Below are 23,557 nucleotides of genomic sequence, written 5' to 3' on the forward strand. Positions count from 1 at the left end.
TTCCGTAGTTTGCGGGTTCCTCCCGATACGGCTCGCGCCCGGCGTCGCCGAGGCGCGAGCCGTATCGGACGATCGGCGCTCGGGGTGGATAAGGTCCCTGTGTGCATGCCGAGATTCACGGTCACCGCGGCGCCCGCGGGCTCCGTCCCGAGAACACCCTGCCCGGCTTCGCCCACGCCCTCGAACTGGGCGTCGACGCGCTGGAGCTCGACGTCGCGCTCACGGCCGACCGGCGGCTGGTGCTCACCCACGATCTCACCGTCTCGGCGGTGACCAGCGCCGACGTCCGTCCCGCCTTCCGCGACGACCCCGCCTTCCCGTACGTGGGCCGGCCCGTCGGCGCGCTCACGCTGGCGCAGCTGCGCACGCTGGAGTGCGGGATACGGGTGCCGCGCCACCCCGACGACCGTTTCGCCCCGACCCAGCTGCCGGTGCCCAACACCCGGATGCCGACCCTGGGCTCCGTGCTGGGGCTGATGGACGCGTACGGCGCCGACGGGGTGCGGGTGCACGTGGAGCTGAAGTCCGACCCGACCAGGCCCGACCTGAGCGCCGACCCCGCCGAGTTCACCGAGATGGTGGTCGCCGAACTCGACCGGCACCACCGGCTCGGCCGGGCCGCGATCCTCAGCTTCGACTGGCGCGTCCTGCGGATCGCCCGCTCGCTCACCCCCGCGACCCCGCGGTACGCCCTGATCGAGCGCGCCACCATGGACGGCGCCTGGCTCGACGGCCTCCGCCTGGACGACTTCGGGGGCGACGTCCCGGCCGCCGCCGCCGAGGCCGGGGGCACCACTCTCTCCCCCGAGCACGTGCTGGTCGACCAGGAGTTCGCGAGGCGGGCCGAGAAGGCCGGCCTGCCGCTGGCCGTGTGGACGGTCAACGACCCGGGCCGGGCGGCGGCGCTGCTCGACCTCGGGGCGGCCGCGATCGTCACCGACTATCCCGACCGGATGATCGCCCTGTGGGCCGACCGGGGCATGCCCGTCCCCCGGCCGGTCACCCCCGCGCGCCCGCTGAGCGCCTGAGGGCCGGGCGGGAGGCTCCGGTCGGCGAGGGCCCCGGGGGCCGCGGGACACTCCGGTCGGCGGAGGGCCGCGGGGCCGGTCGGTGGGAGGCGCCGGTCAATGGGAGGTGCCGGTCAGCGGGAGACCCCGGTCACATCCAGCCGTTGCGGCGGAAGCCGCGGTAGAGCAGCGTGCAGGCGATGACCATCACGCCGATCACGAGCGGGTAGCCGAAGACGGAGTCGAGCTCGGGCATGTGCTCGAAGTTCATCCCGTAGATGCCGGCGATCATCGTGGGGACGGCCATGATGGCGACCCACGAGGAGATCTTCCGCATGTCCTCGTTGGCGAGCGCGTTGGAGCGGGCGAGCGCCGCCTGCAGTATGGAGTTGCAGAGCTCGTTGGACGACTCGACCTGCTCGCAGACGCGGGCCAGGTGGTCGACGACGTCACGGAAGTACTCGCGCATCTCGGAGGGGATCATCCGGCGCTGGGCCAGCGTGGACATCGGCGACTGGAGCGGCATGACGGACCGCTTCATCTCGATCATCTCGCGCTTGAGGTTGTAGATCCGGCCGATGTCGCGGGCGCTGACGTCGGCGAAGACCATGGCCTCGACGTCCTCCAGCTCGGCCTGCATCCGGTCGGCCACGCTGAGGTACCTGTCGACGACGTGGTCGGCGATCGCGTGCAGCACGCCGGTGGGGCCCCGGTTGAGGAGCTTGGGCTTGTCCTCCAGGCGGGCGCGCACCTCCGAGAGGGGGCAGTGGCTGCCGTGGCGCACGGTCACCACGAAGTCGGGGCCGACGAATACCATGAGCTCGCCGGTGCCGATGATCTCGCTGGTGGCGGTCAGCACCTCGTGGTCGATGTAGGCGACGGTCTTCAGGACCACGAAGATCGAGTCGCCGTAGCGCTCGACCTTGGGCCGCTGGTGAGCCTTGACGGCGTCCTCGACGGCGAGCGGGTGCAGGGCGAAGACCTCCGCCAGCCACTCGACCTCGGGGGCGTCGGGCTCGTGCAGGCCGACCCAGACGAAGGCGTTGCCCTTGCCGGGAGCGCCGGAACCACTGGAACCGCCGGAACCACTGCCCGAGGCTCCGTCGGAGGCCGCTTCGACGGCCGCGTTGTGGGAGCGGACGATCTCCAGGGCGTCGGGGATGCCCAGGGCGTCGATCTTCTTGCCGCCGACGTAGGCGGCGTACTCGACGAGCGAGTCGCTCGGCGGGACGCAGACCCCGGTCATCCGCTCACGGAGCGAGACGGCGGGCGCGTGCGCGGCACGGATCGTACGGGTGTGCTTGATACGGGGAAAAAGAAGCGAAGAGCGCATGGCGAGCCTTTCCCGCCCAACCTGGCGGGATCCACACGCGATGCGATGTCACCCCCGGCGAAGGAGGTGATGCGTGTGGCGCCGGTCGGGCACCGAGATGGGGTGGTCGAGGGTGCGCACAGCAGGCGTGCGCGAGCACGTACTGCTGGGATCGCCAGAGGACATCCCGAACCACCTCCAATCAGCAAGAGACACGCAAAGCCACCCAAAAGTTAACACGATTGGGGGGATGTCTCTCAGTTTACTCCCAGGTTCAAGTGTTGATCATGCACAACCAGACAAAATTCACACGCCCTTTACGGCATCATCCCCGCGTACGGGCACCCAGGGTTGTCCACAGCCTGTGGACAACTCCGTGAATCCCGGGGTGGGCGCGGGCCCGAGGAGCGTGCCCGGGGGACGATAGGCTCTGACGAGTGCGCGTTCTTGTGATTGGATCCGGCGGGCGTGAGCATGCCCTGTGCCGGTCGCTGGCGGCGGACCCCCAGGTCACCGAGGTTCACTGTGCTCCCGGAAACGCGGGGATCGCGCGGGTCGCGACCCTGCACCCGGTGGCGCCGACCGACCCGGCCTCGGTCACCGGGCTGGCGGAAAGCCTGGGGGCGGACCTGGTCGTGATCGGCCCCGAGGCCCCCCTGGTCGCCGGGGTCGCCGACGCCGTCAGGGAGGCCGGGATCCCCTGTTTCGGGCCCTCGCGCGAGGCCGCGCTGATCGAGGGCTCCAAGGCCTTCGCCAAGGACGTCATGGTCGCGGCGGGCGTTCCCACCGGGCGGTCGCACACCTGCGTCACGCCCGAGGAGGCCGCCGCCGCGCTCGACGAGTTCGGCACGCCGTACGTGGTCAAGGACGACGGCCTGGCCGCAGGAAAGGGCGTGGTGGTCACCGGCGACCGCGACGAGGCGCTCCGGCACGCCGCCGCCTGCGGGCGGGTCGTGATCGAGGAGTTCCTCGACGGCCCCGAGGTGTCGCTGTTCGCGCTCTGCGACGGCTCCACCGCCGTGCCGCTCCAGCCCGCCCAGGACCACAAGCGCGCCTACGACGACGACCGGGGCCCCAACACCGGCGGGATGGGCGCCTACACCCCGCTGCCGTGGGCGCCGGACGACCTCGCCGACCAGGTGATGGCCGAGACCGTCATGCCGACCGTGACCGAGCTGGCCAGGCGCGGCACGCCGTACACGGGGGTGCTGTACGTCGGGCTGGCCCTCACGTCCAAGGGCCCGAAGGTGATCGAGTTCAACGCCAGGTTCGGCGACCCGGAGACCCAGGTCGTGCTAGACCGGCTGGAGACGCCCCTCGCGGCCCTGCTGCTCGCCTGCGCGAACGGGACGCTCGAACGGTTCGGGCCGCTCTCCTACCGCGACGGCGCCGCGGTGACCGTGGTGATCGCCGCGGAGAACTACCCCGCCGAGCCCGTGAAGGGCGACGTGATCGAGGGGCTGTCCGACCCCGTCGAGGACGCCTACGTGCTGCACTCGGGCACCGCCCTCGACGGCGACCGGATCGTCTCCAGCGGGGGCCGGGTGCTCAGCGTGGTCGGCACCGGGCCCGACGTCCCCTCGGCGCGGGCCGCTGCCTACGAGGCCGTTGGGCGCATCCGGATGCGCGGCTCGCACCACCGCACCGACATCGCGGGCCGCGGCGCCTGAGCCCCGGTCTCCGGTTTCCGGTCTCCGGTTTCCGGTGAGGCGTAGCGCATGATCGGCATGTCGCGGTAAGCCTGGGGCAGTCAGCAGTGCCCCCAGCATGCCCGTCCCAGGCCGCTCCCCCCGGAGGAACGATGTCGCTTGACCCCGCGATGCCCCCCGAGCGGATCGGCGACACCGGCGTGCTGCGCTGGCCCGGCACCTGGCGGGTGTACGTCGCCACCCGGAGCGAGGAGATCAGGGCCGACGCCGAGCGGGCCCTCACGATGCGCGACGAGGCGGGCCAGCTGGTCTCGGTGGGCGAGGGCATCGGCACGCACCTGGCCCGCGCGGAGACGTACGCCCGCAGCAGGCACGGCGTGCGGCGCTGGCTCACCGGCCAGGCCATCGAGGGCGCCTGGTCCAACGTCAACAGCGCGACCGTGATGCTCTACGGCGTGCTGCCGACTGCGGAGCTGTGCGGGCGGGGCCCGGAGGTGGCGGCGATCGGCCGGGCGTACCTGCCGGGCGACGACCCCCGGCTGGTCCACCTCCAGGCCAGGCTGGCGGCGGGCGACCTGGCGGAGAACGACAGGCCGCTGATGCAGTCGGTGCTGCGGGCCGCGTACACCGCGCAGGCGATGGAGACGGGGCGGGTCCGCAGCTTCCGCAACCTGCTGCTCGGCGGGGTGGTGATGCTGACCCTGATCGTGCTGGGCGTGGTGGTCATCGGCGCGATCTGGCCGAACGTCATCCCGATGTGCGGCGACCAGTCGGTGATCCGCACGCAGGGGCTGATGCCCGCCCAGATCTGCCCGACGGGCGGCCTGCAGCCCGGCCACGGCGACGTCCCGCTCGTGGCCCTGATCGGCATGCTGGGCGCGGCGCTGGCCACCGCGGCCTCGCTGTCGACCCGCTCGGAGCTGTCCACCCGCTACTCGCTGGCGGTCGTCCAGAACCTCCTCAAGGCGCCCGCGGGGGTGGCCACCTCGGTGCTCGGGCTGCTGATCCTGAACTCGGGCTTCGTCCCCGGCTTCGCGGGACTGGGCTCGCAGCCCGCGATCCTGGTCTGGGCGATGGCGTTCGGGTACGGCCAGCAGGTCGTCACCCGCTTCGTGGACCAGCGGGCCGACAGCCTCCTGTCGGCCGCCTCACCGCTCACCACCGCGGGCGGCACGAAGAGCAGGTAGCACCCCGGCACGAAGGACGGACAGCCGTCCACCGGGGCGGCACGAAGGGCGGACGGCACCCGCTCGCCGAGGCGGCGCGAAGCCATTCACCGGAGCGACACGAAGGGCGGACAACGGCCGTTCGCCGGGGCGACGCGAAGAGCGGACAGCGGCCGCTCGCCGGAGCGGCACGAAGGACAGACGGCACCCGTCCCCGAAGCGGCGCGAAAGGCCGACGGCACCCGTCCGCCGAGGTGGCGCCCCCATGTCGCGCGGCCGGCGGGCCGTGAGATGATCTTCTGCGCGACCCGGCCGCGGGCGGTGCGGGAAACGGCGCGGGAAACGGCATGGGAGACGGCGCGGGAGACATGGCCGAGGAGGCGCGGGGACACCGGGGAACACGGGCGGGCGGGCCTTCGCCGCCCGCTGACGCGACGGCCGACGATTACCCGTCATTCGAGGGGTAGTTCCCCCCTGAAGTGGCCGGTTCAGGGGCATCTAACGGCTACTGTTGGCCGGATAAACCTCGGCTGCCGCCCCGCGCCACACGAATCACCCAAACCACTTCAAGGAGCATGACGCATGGTCCGTTACCGCGTGCGCGGTGGCAACCCACTTCGTGGAACCGCCTTCATCCAGGGTGCCAAGAACGCCGTGCTGCCCATGATCGGCGCGGCGCTGCTGGCGTCCAGGGGCCGGACGGTCCTGCGCAACGTCCCCATCATCGAGGACGTCCGCCGTGCGGTCGAGCTGGCCGAGACGGTCGGCGCCACGGTCGAGCTCCACGAGGCGGAGCGCACCCTGGTGATCGACGCCTCGACGCTCAGCAGCCCGGTCCTGCCCGCCGAGATCGCCCGCCGCTTCCGCGGCTCCGTGCTGTTCGTGCCCGCCCTGCTGCACCGCCTCGGTGAGGCGATCATCGAGGGCGTGGGCGGCTGCAACCTGGGCAGCCGCAACCTCGACTTCCACTACCTGGGCTACAAGCGCCTGGGCGCGCTCGTGGACGAGGGCGACTCGGTCATCCACGTCAAGTCGGCGGGCCTCACCGGCGCCACCCTGTACCTCGACACCCCCTCGCACACCGGCACCGAGAACCTGATCATGGCCGCCGCCCTCGGGCGCGGCACCACCGTGATCGAGAACGCGGCCCTGGAGCCCGAGGTCCTCGACGTGATCGACATGCTGACCCGGATGGGCGCGAAGATCAGCGGCGGCGGCACGGGGTTCATCACCGTGGAGGGCGTGGAGGAGCTCCAGGCCGTCGAGCACACCGTGATGCCGGACCGCCTCGACGCGGGCGTGTTCGCCATGGCCGCCGCCGTCACCGGCGGCGAGGTCAACCTGGTCGGCGCCGACCTGGACCACCTCGGCGTGGTCCGCTACAAGCTGGAGCAGATGGGGGTGGAGTTCGCCGACCACGGCGCGGTGCTCCACGTGCGCAGGGACCGCCCGCTGCGCCCGATCAACGTGATCACCGACACCTACCCCGGCTTCGCGACGGACCTGCAGTCGCCCATCATGACGGTCGCCTGTCTCGCCGACGGCGCCAGTTACATTCATGAACGCATCTTCGACGGGCGTTTCGCTCTGGCCTCAGAGCTGAACAAGATGGGCGCCGATATTGAAGTGAAAGAGAACAGCGCTGTCGTTCGCGGTGCCACTCCGCTCACCGGAACGCGGGTGACCGCGCACGATCTGCGTTCCGGAATCGCGCTCGTGCTCGCGGGCCTGGCCGCCGAGGGGGAGACCGTGATCGAATCGGGATATCTCATCGACCGCGGGCACTCTTATCTGGCCGAGCGTATGCAGTCGCTGGGGGCCGATGTGCGGCGAGAGATTTCAGCGTCATAATCAGCAGGTTTGAGACGCTCAAAAACCGCTCTGACCTGTGTAAACGGTGCCAGTCATGGCTTTAACCCGGAAGTTGCTTCCGGAATTGGCCGCAAATCGGGCGTGACATTACGGCCCTCGCGAGCGATCGTTCCAAAAGAGAGCCGAAAACAAACGGACGGCATGATGGGACGAACATTGGTCGAGCGGGCCGAAGAAGCGCCACGAGTGTCACGCCCGGGTGCCATGACACCGGACCTCACTATCGGTGTGGTGGGCCCCCATGACCTCGTCGAACGGGTGATGTTGATGGGGCATGCGGCTGCCCCGTTACCCTGCCGCCTGGTGGCGGCGGCATACCGTGACGAGCAGGAAGCAGCCGACAAGGTCACCCGGCTGGGAGCCGGGGTCGACGCATGTCTGTTCGCCAGCCCGGTCCCCTACGACCTGGCCCGGCGATCGGGGGTGCTGACGATGCCCGCGACGTATGTCCAGCTCGGCGGCGCCGCGCTGATCGCCGCGCTGGCGAGGGCCGCGCTGGACGAGCGGATAGACCCGCGCAGGGTCAGCATCGACGTCCTGGGCAGAGCAGAGGTCGAGGAGGCGTACAACGATCTGAGCCTTCCCTCAGGGGACGTGCAGAGCCGCGACGAACCGGGCGCCACCGGTACGATCGCGGCCTTCCATGAACGCCTCGCCCGCCAGGGCAGCACGAGCGGGGCGCTCACCTGTCTGCCCGCGGTCGCCGACCGCCTCCAGACGGCGGGGGTTCCCGTCGTGAGGATCCGCCCCACCTCCGCCGCGGTGCGCACGGCGCTGCACACGGCGGCCCTGCTGGGCGCGCACCACAGACTGGAGGAGTCGCAGCTCACCGTGGTCCTGGTGGAGGTGCCCACGCTGCGCGAGCCGGTCCGCCGGGCCGCGCCGCGCTACTGGCGCGACGAGCTCCGGCTGTCGCTGCACCGGTTGCTGGTGCAGGAGGCCAACCGGATCAACGCGTCGGTCACCGCGGTCGACGACCACAGCTACATGGTCACCGCGACCCGCGGCTCGGTGGCCGCGGCCACCGAGGGCTTCCGGGTCCTGCCGTTCGCCGCGCGGGTCCGCGACGAGCTGGGCCTGGCGGTCGAGGTGGGCGTCGGCATGGGCCGCACCACCCACGACGCCGAGTCGCACGCCAGGGCCGCCCTGGCGCGCACACAGGCGGGCAAGCAGGCCCAGGGCTTCGCGGTCGACCGCGAGGGCCGGGCGCTGATCCCCGCGCCCAGGATGCCCCCTCAGGGCGCCGGGCCGCTGAAGCCGAAGGGCGTGGAGGTCCTGGCCCGGCTGGCGGCCAAGCTCGAAGGTGGGGACACGGTGGTGGACGCGGAGGGCGCGGGCAAGATGCTCGGCGTCACCCCGCGCACGGCACGGCGGTTGCTGCGCACGCTGGTAGACGAGGGACTCGCGTGGCCGCTCCCGCCGAACCGTACGCCGCAGCCGGGGCGCCCCCGGCAGCTGTACCGGCTGATCGTGGAGAAGCTCGGCACCCGCTGAGCCCCGCGCCACGGTCTCCACCGGCCTGGAGGATTCCGCCGCACCCGGACGGCGGAACCTCCCAGGTCACGGCGTGCCGCTCGCGGTGCGGCGCGACCCGCGGCCGGTTCGTGACGTGGTCGTCGCGGGCTGTTCACCATCGCCCGTCCGGCCCGGCGTGTTCACGGCGGTTTGTTCATTCCGGCCTGTTTATTTTGGTCTGTTCACAGGTCCTGTTCACCGAGTCTGTTCATTCCGGCCCGGTCATTACGGCCCGTCCGTCCCGGCGCGGGGAGGGTTCCGGGCCGAGGTTCCCCGGAACGCGCTCCGCCGGATCCGCTCGGATCCGATGTCGCGGAACCCGCCGGGGCACGGTCCGCCGCCCCGGATCTCAGGGTCCGAAACCCGCGAGCGGATTGTCGGTTTCAGCCGCTATTGTCATGAGCTATGCGTCAAGACAGTGCTGACAGCCGCAAGCCGCTCCTCGTCTGGGGCGCGCTGGCGATCGTGTACGTGGTGTGGGGCTCCACGTACCTGGCGATCATGATCACGATCGAGACGATCCCGCCGCTGCTCAGCGGGGCTGTCCGCTTCACCACGGCCGCGCTCGTCCTCGGCCTCACGGTGTACCTGCTGAAGGGCCGCAACGCCTTCCGGATGACCTGGAGGGAGGCGGGCGGCGCGGCCCTGGTCGGCCTGCTGCTGCTGAACGGCGGCAACGGCATGGTCGCCGTGGCCGAGCAGCACATCTCCAGCGGCCTGGCGGCGCTGCTGGTGGCCTCGACGCCGCTCTGGCTGGTCGTCTTCAGGATCCTGTTCAGGGACCGGCCGCGGGCGCTGACGCTCGTCGGGGTGCTCATCGGGTTCGGCGGCGTGGCGGTGCTGTCGCTGAGCGGCGGGAGCAACGCGGCCGACGGCACCGGAGTCACGATCATCCTGCTGGCGTCGCTGTCGTGGGCGGCCGGCTCGTTCCTGGCCTCCCGCATCCCGATGCCCGCCAACCCCTTCACCGCGAGCGCCGTCGAGATGGCGGCGGGTGGCGTCGGGCTCGCCCTCACCGCCGCCGCGATGGGCGAGCGCCTCGACGTCGCCGCCGTCTCCGCGCGGTCGTGGACCGCGCTGGCCTACCTGATCGTGATCGGGTCGCTGGTCGCCTTCACGGCGTACGTGTGGCTGCTGGGCAACGCGCCGATCTCGCTGATCTCCACCTACGCCTACGTCAACCCGGTCGTGGCGGTCGTGCTGGGCGCCCTCGTGCTGAGCGAGCCGGTCACCGGCTCGATGATCGCGGCCGGCGTGGTGATCGTCATCGGCGTCGCCCTGGTCGTCTCCACCGAACGGCGCAGGAAGCCCGAACCCGCCCCGGAGACGAAACCGGAACCCGCGGCCGTGTGACCTACGTAGCCCCCGTAGCCCGCGGCCGTGTAGTCCACACGGCCGCGGGCTACGCGGCGCGAAGAAGGGCCGCGCGACTCAGGCGGGTCAGGCGCTCCAGAAGGCCGACGCGGCGGCCAGGAAGGTGTCGTTGGCCTCGGGGTCGCCGATGGAGACGCGGGCGCCCTCCCCGGCGAAGGGCCGCACCGCGACGCCCTCGGCCGCGCACGACCCGGCGAAGTCGAGCGTGCGCTCCCCCAGCCGCAGCCAGACGAAGTTGGCCTCGCTCACCGGCACCTCCCAGCCCTGGGCGACCAGCGCCTCGCGGACCCGGTCGCGCTCCTTGACCACGGCGTCGACCCGCTCCATCAGCTCGTCCTCGGCGGCCAGCGAGGCGATCGCGGCGGCCTGGGCGAGGTGGTTGACCGCGAACGGCACGATCGTCTTGCGGACGGCGGACGCCACCGGCTCGTTGGCGACCAGGTAGCCCACCCGGAGCCCGGCCAGGCCGTACGCCTTGGAGAAGGTGCGCAGCACGGCCACGTTCGGCCGGTCGCGGTAGACGGTGAGGCCGTCGGTGACCCCGGTGTCCCTGACGTACTCGCGGTAGGCCTCGTCGAGCACGACGAGCACGCTCTCCGGCACCCGGTCGAGGAAGGCCTCCAGCTCGGCCGCCTGGACGACCGTGCCGGTGGGGTTGTTCGGGTTGCAGACGAAGATCATGCGGGTGTGCGGGGTGATCGCGTCGGCCATCGCCTCCAGGTGGTGCGTCTCCCCCAGCAGCGGGACGCGCACCGAGGTCGCCCCGGCGAGGTCGGCCAGGAGCGGGTACGCCTCGAAGGACCGCCAGGCGTAGATCACCTCGGCGCCCGGCTCGCTCACGGTCTCGAAGAGCTGCTGGGCCACCGTCACCGAGCCCGCGCCGAGGGCGACGTGCTCGGCCGGGACACCGTACTTCTCGGCGATCGCCCCGGTCAGCTCCGTGGCCGCCGGATCGGGATAGCGGTGCATCTGGGTCGCCGCCCTGGCGACCGCCTCGACCACCGAGGGCAGCGGCTCGTAGGGGGATTCGTTCGAGGAGAGCTTGTAGGACCGGCCGTCGGCGGACACCACGGCCTTGCCCGCCCGGTAGGCGGGCATCGTGTCCAGGATCGCGCGGAAACGAGGCATGGCCTTACTTTATGAGCAGCGGGCGGATGGGGCATCCTGTAACACCGGAGGTGAGAGGCATGCCCGACCGGAAGGACGACATGAGCATCGCACCGCTGGCCGAGAGGCCGAGCGCTGAGGCGCCGAACGCCGAGGCGGACGAGACGGGGTCGCCCGAGCTGGAGCCGCTGCCCAGTTGGGTGTTTCCCCCCAAAGAGGGCTTCTCGGCCGCGGACCTCGACCGACTTCGAGGGATCCCTCCACACACGGAACTCATCGATGGCTCTCTCGTCTTCGTGAGCCCCCAGACCCGTTTCCACTCACTCATCATGTTTCTCCTGGAGACCACCCTGCGCCGAGCCCTCCCGGCCGGCCTGCGCGTTCGCAGGGAGATGACGGTGACGCTCGGCAATCGCCAGCGCCCCGAGCCCGATCTCGTGGTCGTCCGGGCCGACGGCGACCTGGGGATGAAGCAGACCACCTACCAACCCGCCGACGTCGTCCTCGCCGTCGAGGTCGTCTCCGCCGAGTCGGAGGTCCGTGACCGGGAGCGCAAGCCCGTCCTGTACGCCCAGGCGGGCATCGACCACTTCTGGCGGATCGAGGAGAAGGACGACCGCCCGGTCGTCTACGTCTACGAGCTGGACCCGGCCACCAAGGCCTACGCGCTCATGGGGATCCACCACGACCGGCTGAAGCTCAGCGTCCCGTTCGACGTCGACGTCGACCTGACGGAGATCGACGACCTCTGAGACGAGCTCCGAGACGCCTCTGGGACGAGCTCCGATCGGCGGCAGACCCCACGGCTCACGACAAGCGGGGCTCCGGTCATTCCTTCAGGGAGCGGAGCATCGGGGGGTGCAGCGCCACCGCGGGGCCGCGGCGGTAGAGCTTGGCGGGGCGGCCGCCGTCGCGGGTGGTGGTGCCGCCGGTCGGCACCAGGAAGCCCTCGGCCTTGGTGACCTTGCGGTGGAAGTTGCGCGGGTCGAGGGCGCGGCCCCAGACGATCTCGTAGACCCGGCGCAGCTCGGCGACGGTGAACTCCGGCGGGCAGAAGGCCGCGCCCAGCGGGGTGTACTCCAGCTTGGCGCGGGCCCGCTCGATCCCGTCGACCATGATGCGCCGGTGGTCGAAGGCCATCTCGCACAGCAGCGCGGTGACCGGCTGCCAGCTCATGTGCACCTCGGTGGAGGTCGGCAGGTGCGGGGCGAGGCCGAGGTAGGCCACGCTCAGCACGCGCTGGCGCGGGTCGCGGTCGGGGTAGCCGTAGGTCTGCAGCTGCTCCAGGTGCACGGGGGCGCCCGGCAGGCCCGCGCGTTCCGCGAGGACCCGGGCCGCGGCGGCGGGCAGGTCCTCGTCGAGCTGGATGAACCCGCCTGACAGGGCCCAGCGTCCCTCGTACGGCGGATTGTCGCGCCGCCAGACGAGCGCGCTCAGCACCTGGCGGCGCACCGTGAGGACGACGAGGTCCACGCTGACGGGAATGCGCGGCACCATGGCAGGCACGTTACACCGGTCAGACCCGCACGCGGACGTGCAGCGGCTCGGTGGCGGCGCGTCCGTCGGCCGCCGCGACCGAGACCTGGACCCAGGCGTCGTCCGGCACCCTGGACCAGTCGAACGGGATCCACGCCGTGCTCATCCGCACCGGCAGGTCGGGCGGCGGCTCGGTCAGGTTCACCCCGGCCACGTCGACGATGTGGGGCTCCTCCTGGCCCTTCCAGGTGAGCGTGACCTTGGAGCCCATGGGGATGTTGTAACCGCGGATCTCCATGCCGTCCTGGATGTCGCGCTGCATGCGGATCGCGTCGGCCGCGATGGGCCGGTCGTGGTCGCGGGCGATCTCCTCGGCGAGGGACGGGGAGCCGCAGGTGTAGAAGTCGCTCCACATGTAGGAGACGATCTTGGAGACGTAGCGCCCGACCAGTGCCACGGCCGTGTCGAGCCGCTCCTTGTCGGTGCGTCCCCGGTCGGACCCCGCCGCGCACCGCTCCTCGCCGGACGGCTCGAAGGCCTCGACGTTGGCCCAGAGCTGCACGTCGAAGCCCTGCTCGACCATCCTCGTCCTGGCCAGCGACATCTCGCGGTAGTAGTCGCGGGTCGAGCCGTGGTACGCGTCGCCGTTGGTCTTCTCCTCGACGGCCGGGCGCAGCCGCTCGTCGACCTCGTCCTCGCGCTGGTCGGGCCAGAACAGCCCGACCTTGCCCGTACCCCGGCTGTCCTGCGGGGCGATGATCCCGACGCCGGTCCTGACGAGGGCCTCGAAGCCCTTGGCGACCTGCTTGGGGGTGGCGCTGAACGGCCGCTCCTTGCGGGCGTCGAGGTAGGGGCTGACGAGGACGGGCCTGCCGGGCATCTCCTGCTCGACGATCTCGTGCTGCGAGGCGTAGACCCTGAGCGTCGGATGGTCGTCGTCGGAGTCGCCGATGTACTTCATCTCGCGCATCTGCAGCTCGAACGGCTGGTAGAAACCGCCCAGCGACTCCCGGTCCTGGAAGCGGGCCCCGTAGTCCTGCATGATCCGCCGGGTGAGCGTGGTGAGCGTGTCCGTGCCCTGCTTGGCGGCCCGGGTCTTCTGCGCCGGGTCGCGGGGGGCGAGCGGCAGCGCGGGGTAGACCTTCACGCCGAACCGGTCGCCGAGGTCGAGCAGCTCGGTGAGGCTGTCGTCGTGCGCGGCGGCGACCAGGATCACGTGGTAGCCGCGTCCCTTGGCCCGGATGTTCGTGCAGCTCGCGTCGTCGGTGCCGTCGTCGGTGGCGACGATCCGGTAGAAGACGGTCTTCTCCGTGACGATCTTCCGCTCGAACTCGGGGCAGCGGAACAGGTCGGGGCCGAACGCCTCGTCGGTGCGGTAGACGAACGTCCAGCTCACCCGGTTGCCGGGGTTGGCGGCCTTGAGGTCGTTCTCCGCCGCCAGCGCGCACGGCACCCCGTCCTCCTCGCACGGCTCGTAGCGGGCGTCGACGTTCCCGTCGCCGTCGAGGACCCGGCCGTCGTCGTCGAGGTTGCGCGCCTGCAGGCCCCAGCCGATCCGGATCACCGTGTCGCCGCCCACCTCGTGGATGGCGCCGAACTGCCGGCGCCAGGTGCAGTGGTCGGCGGTCGGGATCAGCCAGTAGCCGGTGATGGCGTACGGCCAGCGCATCGTGGTGTCGAACGTTCCACACGGGTCGGTGAACTCGGCCACCTCCGGCACCGGGACCGAGGCGGCGGCCGAGGAGGGGGCCGGGGAAGGGGAGGGCGAGGGCGACGGGCTTCCCGCCGTCGGGGAGCCGTTCCCCGCGGGGGTCGTGACCACGAACGCCGCCACCCCTGCGAGGATCGCCACGCCCAGGAAAGCGATGAGCCAGCGCACGTTCAGGACACTACCGTTCTTGTGATCAGGCAGACATAAGGAGCCGGGCGGGCACCGGGAGCGCGAGGAGCCTGGCGGGCACCGCGGTCCCCGCCGTACCGGAGATCAGCTCTTGACGCCCGCCCACGCCTCCAGCTGGGAGACGAAGCGACGGGCCGAGTTGGGCCAGTGGTGGTTCGCACGAGCCGCCGCATACCCTCGGGCGCCCCGGCCATACCGCTCCCTGGCGTCGTCTCGCAGGAAGAGCACCGCCTGGGCCACGGCCTTGGGATCCTGCCAGGGCACGACGATGCCGCTGTCGTAGCGTTCGACCAGCTCCACCGCGCGGGGCGAGGGAGTGGTGATCACCGGGATGCCGTGCGCCATGTACTCCACGATCTTCGTGGGCATGGAGTGCCGGTAGTTGGGCTCGTCGTGCAGCAGGGAGAGCCCCGCGAGCGCGCCGTCGAGCCGCTTGAGCGCCTCGTCGTTCGGCATGAAGTCGCGCCACTCCAGCACGCCCTCCGCGACCGCCTCGTTCAGCGTCGGCCGCGACTGCGGGTCGGCGTAGCCGATCAGCTCGACCGCCACCCGGTACGGCTGCAGCAGCCGGGCCACCTCGATGGCCTCGCGCACCCCGCGCGCCCCCGACAGCCAGCCGAGGTAGACGACGCGGTCGTCACCGGGCGGGGTCACCTCGTCGGGCACCCAGGTCTCGTTGGGCACCACCAGGTGGGCCTGGCGGAACCGCCCGGCGTAGGCGGTCTCGGCGAGCAGCAGGTGCAGGTGCCGCTCGGCCGTGCCTTCGAGCATGCGGGCCAGGAACCGCACCGGCGGGCGCAGGAACGCGGGCAGCCAGGGCTTCAGCGACAGCGTCGCCGGGGTGTCCTCGTGGACGTCCCAGACCACCGGGGGCCGCTTGCGCATGCCCACCACCGCGAGCAGCAGCTCCGGGTCGTGGATGACCACGAGGTCGACCTGCCCGCGCATGCGCTTGAACACCTTGCGCGCGGCGCGCACGGCCGCGAACCGCTTGCGCTCTGCGGCGCGGGGGAGGTCGACGCCGTTGACCCAGGAGCGGGCCATCACGCCCCGCGCCGTGTACGGGGCCGCGTACGTGACCTCATGACCGGCGTCCACGAGCGCGCGGATCTGCCGGTGCAGGATCCGGGCGTCCTCGGGGTGATGCACCACCGTCATGACGAGCACGTGCACTGCGCGCAGCCCTCCGTCGCTAGAGCCGCTCGACGCGTTCACCCTCGGCGAGCACGCCTCGGGTGTCGAGCACGAGCTTGCCTTGGTCCTCGACGACCGACAGGTCGAAGGCGGCGTGCTGCTGCAGCAGCAGCGTCACGTCGGCTTCGGCCACTGCCTTGGCGAGGTCTTCCTCACGCGGCACCTCGACGTCGTCGACGCGCCACTCCTTGACGTACGGGTCGGCGAAGACGAGCTCCGCGCCCAGCTCCAGCAGCGCCCGCGCGACCGGCAGGGCCGGGGTCTCGCGCTCGTCGGCGATGTCGGGCTTGTACGTGACACCGAGCAGCAGCACCCGGGAGCCGTTCACGGGCTTCTTCTGCCGGTTGAGCAGGCGCTGCACGCGGGCGACCACGTACGACGGCATCCGCTCGTTGATCTCCTGGGCCAGCTCGACGAAGCGGAACGGGTAGCCCAGCTTGCGCACCGTGTAGGAGAGGTAGGACGGGTCGACGGGGATGCAGTGCCCGCCGACGCCCGGCCCGGGGAGGAACTTCTGGAACCCGAACGGCTTGGTGGCCGCGGCCTCGATCGACTCCCACAGGTCGACACCGAGCTCGTCGCAGAAGATCGCCATCTCGTTGACGAGGGCGATGTTGACGTGGCGGTAGGTGTTCTCCAGGAGCTTGGCCATCTCGGCCTCGCGGGTGCCGCTCACCGGCACGACCTGCTCGATGAACTGGGAGTAGAACCCGACCGCGCGGTCCTTGCAGGCCGGGGTGTAGCCGCCGACGACCTTCGGGGTGTTGCGCAGGCCGTACTTGGGGTTGCCCGGGTCGATGCGCTCGGGCGAGAAGGCGAGGTGGAAGTCGGTGCCCGCGGTGAGGCCCGAGCCCTTCTCCAGGATGGGGCGGGCGACCTCGTCGGTGGTGCCGGGCCAGGTGGTGGACTCCAGGACCACCAGCGCGCCGGCCCGCAGGTTGCGGGCGACGGTGCCGGTCGCACCCTCGACCGCAGACAGGTCGGGGCGGTGGTCCTCGTCCAGCGGGGTCGGCACGCAGATGACGACGGTCCGGCTGTCGGCCAGGACCGATTCGTCCAGCGTGGCGGTGAAGCCCCCCGCCAGCATGTGCTCAAGGTCGGCGTCGGTCAGGTCGTCGATGTAGGACGAGCCCGCGTTGAGGGCCTCGACCTTCGCGGCGTCGACCTCGAAGCCGACGACCCGCAGACCAGCGGCCGTGGCCTCCTTGGCCAGGGGCATGCCGACGTAGCCCAGACCGATGATGGCCAGGTCGTAGGCAGTCACTGGATGACCTTGGAACGCCGGAAACAACACTTCATGGTCGCAAAGGCTATCTCAAGTCCGAACGAGCTACGCCTAATGCGATTGAACGCATCGCAAACGGCTGGGATCCCCGTTACCAACACGAGACCATCAACCAGCAATCGATCGGTAAATATCACGGTAAGTCTCCGCGATGCGGCTCCACGTACGCTTCGCCGCCACCTCGGCCCGTCCAGCCTCACCCATCTCGGCCCTTCGCTCCGGATCGTCACGCAGCCCGGCGATCGCCTTGGCGAGCGCCTCGGGGTCTCCCGCGGGCACCAGGAGCCCGGCTCCCTCGGAACCCACGAGCTCGGAGAGGGCGGGCAGGTCGCTCAGCACGACCGGCTTGCCGAGGGCCATCGCCTCGACGGGTTTCAATGGCGTAACGAGTCTGCAGACGCGCAGGTCCTCGCGGGGGCAGACGAAGATGTCGATCGCCGCCTGCGCCTGCAGGGCCTCGTCGGGACCGACCCGTCCCGGCAGGATCGCGATGTCGCCCAGCCCCAGCTCCTCGACCTGTTCGAGCAGCGCCGCCCGCTCCACGCCGTCGCCGACGAGCAGCACCCTGACCGGCGCGCCCTCGTCCCGCAGCAGCGCGGCCGCGTTGATCATGGTGGCGAAGCCCTCGTAGGCCACGATGCTCGACACCGAGCCCATCACGATCTCGCCGGGCTCGATGCCGTACGCGGCGCGGAAGGCCGCGCCGTCGTACTCGGCGCTGAGCAGCGCGTCGTCCACCGCGTTCGGCGCGAGATAGATCCTCTCCCTCGGCACCCCGCGTTCGACGATCTCGGTGGCCATGGTCTCCGCGAGGGTGACCACGGCGTCGGCGGAGCGCATGATGAACGCCTCGCGGTCGCGCTGGAGCACGTGCCGCTGGCTGCCGATGCGCTTGGGGTCGCGGGAGGCCCAGGTCTCCTCCAGGAAGCCCCGCACCTCGTAGACCATCGGCGTGCCGGTGCGCTCGCGCACCGCCAGCGCCACCGACCCGTTGCGGTGGTCGGTCGCGGCGTGCAGCACCTGCGGCCGCAGGGTCCTGACCAGCTCGGTCACCTCTCCGGCGCCGCGGATCATCCGCCCCTGGCTCTCGAACGGCACCTCGCCGCTCGGGATCAGCCGGTGGTAGGGGATCCCGTCGATCTCCTCGTACGGCGTCGCGTCGGCGTGCCCCTGCATCATCGGCCAGCCCCAGCTGGTCACGACGTGCGGGTCGAGCCCGGCGGCCTTCTGCGAGGTGACGATGCGGTGCGTGCGGACGGTGTACCCGGCCTGCGTGTACGGCAGCGCGTTGGTCACGCAGTGCAGCACCCGGCCGGGGAACCGCTCGCCCACGATCACCTTCGCCTTGGGCGGGATCGGGTTCGGCTGGATCGCGGCCAGCTCTCCGGCGTAGTAGGCGTACCGGCGCTTGATGAAGGGATAGCGCGTGTGGGCCTGCAGCACCGCCGCGGCCTCGCTCATCCGGCCGGAGTCGAAGTGCTCCTTCGCCTCGCTCCACGGGCCCTTCACCAGGCGCATGCCGAGCTTGCGTACGACGATCTTGGCGCGGCGCGCGACGGGCCAGGCGAACCGGCCCACGACGGGGCGGACACTCGGCGGGAGCGTCTCGGCCGCCGCCTGCGCCACGCGTACCGGGTCGGACTTCACCTTGGTCACCACGACGCGGGAGACGATGACCGGGTGCTGGACGAATCCCTTGATCAGCCCGCGCAGTCCGGCTCGGGCCGACTTCGCCGCCACCGGGGTGGGGGTGGAGCCCGGGGGCGTCGCGGAGTCCGGAGAGTCCGGGGACGTCGGGGCGACCGAGGACGCCGGGAGCGACGCGGGGACCTTCTCCTCGTCCTCGTCCGAGGGCCTCGCCGGGACCGTGGGCATGTCGGAGACCGGGGGCACCTCGGAGACCGGGGGCGCGTCCTGGGGCGTCTGCGCGGCGGGCGCCACAGGGGCTGCGGGGTCTGGGCTCTGGACCGCGTCCGGCTTCTCGACCGCGTCCACGGCCGGGGCCGGGGCCGGAGTCGTGTCCACGGCCGGGGGCGTCTCCGCGCTCGGCGGGGGCGGCGGCTCCGTGGGCGTGTCCACGGCGGGCGGGGGCGTCACCGAAGCCGAGGTCTCGTCGGGAGCCTCGGCCGCCGGAGGCGTCACCGGAGCGGAGGGCTCGGCGGGGGTCTCCTTGGCGGCCGGGGTCTCAACGGCCGGAGGCGTCACCGGGAGGGAGGGTGTCGCCGGTGCCGAGGATGTCGCCGGACCCGGGGGCTTCGCCGGAACCTTCGCTGGAACCGAGGGGGAGTCTGGCCTGTTGGCATCGGATACCACGCCGTGACCGTACCATAGGCAACGTTTGCCCCACTGCCGCATGAAAGGCGAGGTCAATGAGGGACTTTGCCCGTCCGGGCGCTGCTCAGGGCCCCGATAATCCCCTCGTCCTGCACGTGCTCGGCGCGCGCCCCAACTTCGTGAAGGCCGCGCCCGTGGTGCGCGCCCTCGCCGAGCTCGGGGTGCGGCAGGGCATCGTCCACACCGGTCAGCACTACGACGCGCTCATGTCGGACGTCTTCTTCGCCGACCTCGGTCTCCCCGACCCGATCGCCAACCTCGGCGTCGGTTCCGGCTCGCACGCCCGCCAGACGGCGGCCCTGCTGGTCGGCCTGGAGGACGTGGTGCTCGAACACCGTCCCACCCTGGTCGTCGTCTACGGCGACGTGAACTCGACGCTGGCCGCGATCCTCGTCTGCGCCAAGCTCAACGTGCCGACCGCGCACGTGGAGGCGGGGCTGCGTTCGTTCGACCGGGAGATGCCCGAGGAGGTCAACCGGATCGTCACCGACGGCCTGTCCGACATCCTCTTCGCCACCTCGCCGGACGCGCTCTCCCACCTGGCCGCCGAGGGCATCGACCCGGCCCGGGTGCACCTCGTCGGCAACCCGATGATCGACAGCCTGTTCTCCGCGCTCGACCACCTCGACCCCGCGCCGGTGCGCTCCCGGCTCGGCCTTCCCGAGCGGTACGCGGTGGCCACCCTGCACCGTCCCGGCAACGTCGACGACCCGGCCTCCGCCAAGGAGCTGGTCGACGCCGTACTGTCGGTGAGCGAGCGTCTCCCGGTCGTGGTGCCGCTGCACCCGCGCGGCCGGACCCGTCTGGCGGAGGCCGGACTGGTGAACGGGGAGAAGCTCCTCATCGTCGACCCGCTGGGCTACGTGGAGTTCCTGTCCCTGGTGCGCGGCGCGACGCTGGTCGTCACCGACTCCGGCGGCGTGCAGGAGGAGACGACCATGCTGGGCGTCCCGTGCCTCACGGTGCGGCCCAACACCGAGCGGCCGATCACCATCACGCACGGCACCAACCGGCTCGTCACCCCCGCGCAGCTGGCCGCCGCCGCCGACCGGGCACTGGCGGACGGCGCGGCGACGCCGTCGGGCGAGCTGCCCCCGCTCTGGGACGGAAAGGCCGGTCCCCGGGTCGCCCGGGTGATCGAGAGCTGGCTGCGCGGCGGCAACCTCTCACCGGCCGGGCAATCCGTACCGCCCAAATCCCTTTAAAACGACTATTTCGGTACGGCTATGGTCGTACGCTGGCACGACCCCTGACAAAGGCGATTCCCCATGAGCGATGAGACCCCAGAAGAGCCGAAGTTCCAGCGTCTCGGGCCGATCAACTGGCTGCCCGAGGAGCGCAAGGTCGTCGAACGCCTTGAGGAGCGCGTCCAGGATCTGGAGCGGCGGCTCGCCATCGCCGAGGCGCGGGCCGACTACGCGCAGTGGAAGCTGGAGTCCACCAAGGTGCAGCGCCCCTACCGGGTGGCCGAGGCGCTGACGGCGGCCAAGGGTGCTCCTGGGGTCACCGCGCTGCCGGGAAGGCTGCGCTCGGCGATGCAGGCCCGCAAGGGGCCCAAGCCGCCCCGCCCGGTGGCCGAGGTGGTCGAGGAGCTCAAGAACCAGGGGCCCGTGGTCGACGTCCCGCAGGTCAAGTGGCCCGCCGGTCCTATCGTCCGCCCCGACATGAAGGTCGCGGTCATCCTGGACGACTTCTCCCGGATGGCGTTCAAATACGAGTGGGACCAGATCGAGTTCGGGCTCCGCGACTGGCCGCAGATCTTCGCCGAGCGCCGTCCCGAGATGCTGTTCGTGGAGTCGGCCTGGCACGGCAACCAGGGCCGCTGGCGCTACCAGATGACCGGCACGAAGGCTCCCAAGCCCGAGCTGCTCGCCCTGATCGACTGGTGCCGCGCCGAGGGGATCCCCACGGTCTTCTGGAACAAGGAGGACCCGCCGAACTTCGACTTCTTCATCGACACGGCCAAGCTGTTCGACTACGTCTTCACCTGCGACGGCGACATGGTCCCCCGCTACCGCGAGGTGCTGGGCCACGACCGGGTCGACGTCCTGCAGTTCGCCGCGCAGCCCCGGGTGCACAACCCCATCCAGGAGAAGCGCGGGCGCGTGAACGACGTCGTCTTCGCGGGCATGTACTTCCGGGACAAGCACCCCGAGCGCCGCGAGCAGATGGAAACCGTCATCGCCCCGATCCGCGAGCTCGGGCTGCACATCTTCGCCCGCAACGGCACCGTGGACCCGAAGTACGCCTGGCCGAAGGAGTACGTCCCGCACATCGTGGGCGAGCTCCCGTACGACCGGATGCTGGCCGCGTACAAGATGTACAAGGTCTTCCTCAACGTGAACTCGGTGCTCGACTCGCCGACCATGTGCGCGCGCCGCGTCTTCGAGCTGTCGGCCTGCTCGACGTCGGTGGTCTCCGGCTGGTCCCGGGCCATCGAGGAGACCTTCGGGTCGCTGATCCCGATCGCCCGCGACGAGCTGGAGTCGTACAACCAGGTCCTGCACCTGATCAACAGCCCCGAGCTGCGCGCCCGCCAGGGGCACCTGGCCATGCGCGAGGTCTTCGACAAGCACCTGTTCTCGCACCGGGTGGACCAGATCCTCGGGATCCTCGGCAAGCCGGTGCGGAAGCGGACCCGGTCGATCTCCGTGGTCCTGCCCACCAACCGCGCCTCCCAGATCGAGCACGCGATCTCCTCGGTCGCCCGGCAGATCCACCGGCCCGTCCAGCTCGTCATGGTCCTGCACGGCCTCGACATCGACCCCGTCGTCGTCGCCGACAAGGCCCGGATGGCCGGGATCACCGACGTGGTCGTCCTGCCCGCCGACGAGTCGCTGTCGCTGGGCGCCTGCCTCAACATGGGCATCGCCGCGGCCGAGGGCGAGCTGATCGCCAAGATGGACGACGACAACCTGTACGGCGAGCACTACCTGTCGGACCTGGCCCGCTCCTTCGACTACTCCGATGCCGAGCTGGTCGGCAAGGGCGCGCACTACGCCTACTTCGAGGGCAGCAACACCACCATGCTGCGCCTGCCCGGCCTGGAGCACCGCTACGCCTTCCTCGTCCAGGGCGGCACCTTCCTCGGCAAGGCCGACATGTTCCGCCACTACGGCTTCGAGGACATCACGCGCGGCGAGGACACCCGCCTGGTCCGCCGCCTCAAGGAAGACCGCGTCAAGATCTACTCCGCCGACCGCTTCAACTTCGTCTACTGGCGCAGCGGCGACAAGTCCATGCACACCTGGCAGGCCGACGACATCAAGCTCACCCGCAACGCCCAGTTCTCCTTCGCCGGGCATCCCGAGGCGCACGTCATGATCTGACGTCGGGGCGGTTCCCTTCGATGGGACGGTTCCCGAAGGTTTTCCTGAGACATGGACACGACGGCCAAGGACAGGCGTGTCAGGTGGGTTCGCGCTCCGGTGGGTGGGTGCTCCGGGCGGCCGTCGTTGGTGGCGGCTCCGGTGTGTCAGGCCTCCGGCCTGGCGGGCGCGCTGGTCGCGGATTTTTATAAGCCGCCCGGAACACCCACCCACCTCCGCACACGATCTGTCCGGCCGTACGCCCCGCAGACCGTAGCTGCTTTGCGACGGGCCACCCATCGGGCTCTTTGACGCTGAAGCAATCCGTACGGGGGCGTTCGACGGTTGAGCGCCGTAGCTGAAGCGCCAGCGCGGAAAGGAGCGCAGGGGCGCTCGCCGGGGCTCGCTCGCCGTACGAAGTTCATGCGGTCCTGAGTACGCCGTCGGTCGGCAGGTGGAACCAGACGGCGGTGCCCGCCTCGGTGTCGTGGTGGACACCCCACCTGGCTGCCATTGCTTCCACCAGGAGCAGGCCGCGTCCGCCGTCGCTGTCGAGTCCGGCCGCGCGGACGAACGGCAAGGTGGTCGCCGAGCCGTCGTCGATCACCTCGGCGTGCACCATGCCGGCGCCGATTCCCAGGCAGACCGTCACCGATCCTCCTGGTGTGTGCCCGGAGTCGGAGTGGACGACGGAGTTGGTCACGACCTCGCTGAGCAGCAGTACCACGTCGTCGAGGGCGGTGTCGGCGACTCTCCCGTTCAGGGGGTGCCGCGCCCAGGTGCGTACGGTCGCGACCGAGCAGGGGGTTCCCGCGAACTCGGCGTGGCCCAGCGGGTGCAGTACGGCCCAGCGCTCCGAGGCCGTCCGCTGCCGCTCGTACCGGCAGGCAGCCTGGTTGTACGCGTTCACGCGATCACCGGCTCGAACGGTGTGAAACCACCATCACGCATGGATTGGACCTCCATCCGATCGAGGACCTGTCCGGGCGTCGTGGACGGGTCCGCCTTTGAGATGCGCAGGAGGGGTTTGGTACGTGCCGCCGTACGGCCGCTGATCA

Annotated in this window: 17 protein-coding genes; 9 read left to right on the forward strand and 8 right to left on the reverse strand. The window is 70.9% G+C overall.

Translation table 11 applies throughout. From position 1 onward, the window contains the following. The first annotated feature begins 101 nt into the window (after positions 1-101). Positions 102-1,028 (forward strand): glycerophosphodiester phosphodiesterase family protein, encoded by a 927-nt coding sequence (locus ABT053_RS36585; RefSeq protein WP_350975565.1) that lies wholly within the window; start codon positions 102-104, stop codon positions 1,026-1,028. 130 nt (positions 1,029-1,158) lie between these two features. Here ABT053_RS36585 and corA read toward each other — a convergent pair whose 3' ends face one another. Beyond that, complete coding sequence (gene corA / locus ABT053_RS36590) at positions 1,159-2,340, reverse strand: magnesium/cobalt transporter CorA (RefSeq protein WP_350975567.1); 1,182 nt, start codon at positions 2,338-2,340, stop codon at positions 1,159-1,161. 416 nt (positions 2,341-2,756) lie between these two features. Between corA and purD the strand changes: the two genes are divergently transcribed. The 5 genes from purD to ABT053_RS36615 all read left to right on the forward strand — a co-directional run bounded on the left by purD (position 2,757) and on the right by ABT053_RS36615 (position 9,874). Then, the gene (purD, locus tag ABT053_RS36595) at positions 2,757-3,989 is read left to right on the forward strand and encodes a phosphoribosylamine--glycine ligase (RefSeq protein ID WP_350975569.1); all 1,233 of its coding nucleotides are present in this window, start codon (positions 2,757-2,759) and stop codon (positions 3,987-3,989) included. 131 nt (positions 3,990-4,120) lie between these two features. Next, positions 4,121-5,155, forward strand: coding sequence for a hypothetical protein (locus ABT053_RS36600; RefSeq protein ID WP_350975571.1), 1,035 nt, complete (start codon positions 4,121-4,123; stop codon positions 5,153-5,155). A 561-nt stretch (positions 5,156-5,716) separates the two neighbouring features. Next, entirely contained in the window at positions 5,717-6,985 is a 1,269-nt protein-coding gene (murA, locus tag ABT053_RS36605) for a UDP-N-acetylglucosamine 1-carboxyvinyltransferase (RefSeq protein WP_350975573.1), read from the forward strand. A gap of 225 nt (positions 6,986-7,210) precedes the next feature. Further along, entirely contained in the window at positions 7,211-8,500 is a 1,290-nt protein-coding gene (locus ABT053_RS36610) for a GTP cyclohydrolase IIa (RefSeq protein ID WP_344746819.1), read from the forward strand. Between the two features lie 426 nt (positions 8,501-8,926). Continuing rightward, positions 8,927-9,874, forward strand: a complete 948-nt coding sequence (locus tag ABT053_RS36615) for an EamA family transporter (RefSeq protein ID WP_350975574.1) — start codon at positions 8,927-8,929, stop codon at positions 9,872-9,874. Positions 9,875-9,961: 87 nt separating this feature from the next. Here the strand turns inward: ABT053_RS36615 and hisC are convergent, their stop codons facing one another. Then, complete coding sequence (gene hisC, locus ABT053_RS36620) at positions 9,962-11,023, reverse strand: histidinol-phosphate transaminase (protein ID WP_350975576.1); 1,062 nt, start codon at positions 11,021-11,023, stop codon at positions 9,962-9,964. Between the two features lie 59 nt (positions 11,024-11,082). Between hisC and ABT053_RS36625 the strand changes: the two genes are divergently transcribed. Next, complete coding sequence (locus tag ABT053_RS36625) at positions 11,083-11,754, forward strand: Uma2 family endonuclease (RefSeq protein ID WP_350975578.1); 672 nt, start codon at positions 11,083-11,085, stop codon at positions 11,752-11,754. A gap of 76 nt (positions 11,755-11,830) precedes the next feature. On the opposite strand, the gene ABT053_RS36630 is transcribed toward ABT053_RS36625, so the two are convergent. The 5 genes from ABT053_RS36630 to ABT053_RS36650 all read right to left on the reverse strand — a co-directional run bounded on the left by ABT053_RS36630 (position 11,831) and on the right by ABT053_RS36650 (position 19,062). Next, positions 11,831-12,499 (reverse strand): NUDIX hydrolase, encoded by a 669-nt coding sequence (locus ABT053_RS36630; RefSeq protein ID WP_350975580.1) that lies wholly within the window; start codon positions 12,497-12,499, stop codon positions 11,831-11,833. 19 nt (positions 12,500-12,518) lie between these two features. Further along, positions 12,519-14,357, reverse strand: coding sequence for a DUF4434 domain-containing protein (locus ABT053_RS36635; protein WP_350975582.1), 1,839 nt, complete (start codon positions 14,355-14,357; stop codon positions 12,519-12,521). Between the two features lie 105 nt (positions 14,358-14,462). Then, positions 14,463-15,551: a glycosyltransferase gene (locus ABT053_RS36640; protein WP_350975584.1), complete on the reverse strand. Its 1,089-nt coding sequence runs from the start codon at positions 15,549-15,551 to the stop codon at positions 14,463-14,465. Positions 15,552-15,570: 19 nt separating this feature from the next. Further along, positions 15,571-16,836, reverse strand: a complete 1,266-nt coding sequence (locus ABT053_RS36645; protein WP_350975586.1) for a nucleotide sugar dehydrogenase — start codon at positions 16,834-16,836, stop codon at positions 15,571-15,573. A 129-nt stretch (positions 16,837-16,965) separates the two neighbouring features. Then, entirely contained in the window at positions 16,966-19,062 is a 2,097-nt protein-coding gene (locus ABT053_RS36650) for a glycosyltransferase (protein ID WP_350975588.1), read from the reverse strand. 164 nt (positions 19,063-19,226) lie between these two features. On the opposite strand from ABT053_RS36650, the gene wecB reads away from it, so the two are divergent. Both wecB and ABT053_RS36660 read left to right on the forward strand, forming a co-directional pair. Continuing rightward, the gene (gene wecB / locus ABT053_RS36655; protein WP_350975590.1) at positions 19,227-20,396 is read left to right on the forward strand and encodes a non-hydrolyzing UDP-N-acetylglucosamine 2-epimerase; all 1,170 of its coding nucleotides are present in this window, start codon (positions 19,227-19,229) and stop codon (positions 20,394-20,396) included. A 63-nt stretch (positions 20,397-20,459) separates the two neighbouring features. Further along, positions 20,460-22,520: a glycosyltransferase family protein gene (locus ABT053_RS36660; RefSeq protein ID WP_350975591.1), complete on the forward strand. Its 2,061-nt coding sequence runs from the start codon at positions 20,460-20,462 to the stop codon at positions 22,518-22,520. A 400-nt stretch (positions 22,521-22,920) separates the two neighbouring features. Here the strand turns inward: ABT053_RS36660 and ABT053_RS36665 are convergent, their stop codons facing one another. Then, positions 22,921-23,409, reverse strand: a complete 489-nt coding sequence (locus ABT053_RS36665) for an ATP-binding protein (RefSeq protein ID WP_350975593.1) — start codon at positions 23,407-23,409, stop codon at positions 22,921-22,923. Between the last annotated feature and the right edge of the window lie 148 nt (positions 23,410-23,557).

It is taken from the genome of Streptosporangium sp. NPDC002524, assembly GCF_040295985.1.
In the GTDB taxonomy this organism is placed as follows: Bacteria; Actinomycetota; Actinomycetes; order Streptosporangiales; family Streptosporangiaceae; genus Streptosporangium.

Bases quoted from the DNA above. Each gene is read 5' to 3' on its own strand.
- corA (WP_350975567.1), bottom strand. From the start codon at position 2,340: ATGCGCTCTTCGCTTCTTTTTCCCCGTATCAAGCACACCCGTACGATC.
- ABT053_RS36600 (WP_350975571.1), top strand. From the start codon at position 4,121: ATGTCGCTTGACCCCGCGATGCCCCCCGAGCGGATCGGCGACACCGGC.
- murA (WP_350975573.1), top strand. From the start codon at position 5,717: ATGGTCCGTTACCGCGTGCGCGGTGGCAACCCACTTCGTGGAACCGCC.
- ABT053_RS36610 (WP_344746819.1), top strand. From the start codon at position 7,211: ATGACACCGGACCTCACTATCGGTGTGGTGGGCCCCCATGACCTCGTC.
- ABT053_RS36615 (WP_350975574.1), top strand. From the start codon at position 8,927: ATGCGTCAAGACAGTGCTGACAGCCGCAAGCCGCTCCTCGTCTGGGGC.
- hisC (WP_350975576.1), bottom strand. From the start codon at position 11,023: ATGCCTCGTTTCCGCGCGATCCTGGACACGATGCCCGCCTACCGGGCG.
- ABT053_RS36625 (WP_350975578.1), top strand. From the start codon at position 11,083: ATGCCCGACCGGAAGGACGACATGAGCATCGCACCGCTGGCCGAGAGG.
- ABT053_RS36630 (WP_350975580.1), bottom strand. From the start codon at position 12,499: ATGGTGCCGCGCATTCCCGTCAGCGTGGACCTCGTCGTCCTCACGGTG.
- wecB (WP_350975590.1), top strand. From the start codon at position 19,227: ATGAGGGACTTTGCCCGTCCGGGCGCTGCTCAGGGCCCCGATAATCCC.
- ABT053_RS36660 (WP_350975591.1), top strand. From the start codon at position 20,460: ATGAGCGATGAGACCCCAGAAGAGCCGAAGTTCCAGCGTCTCGGGCCG.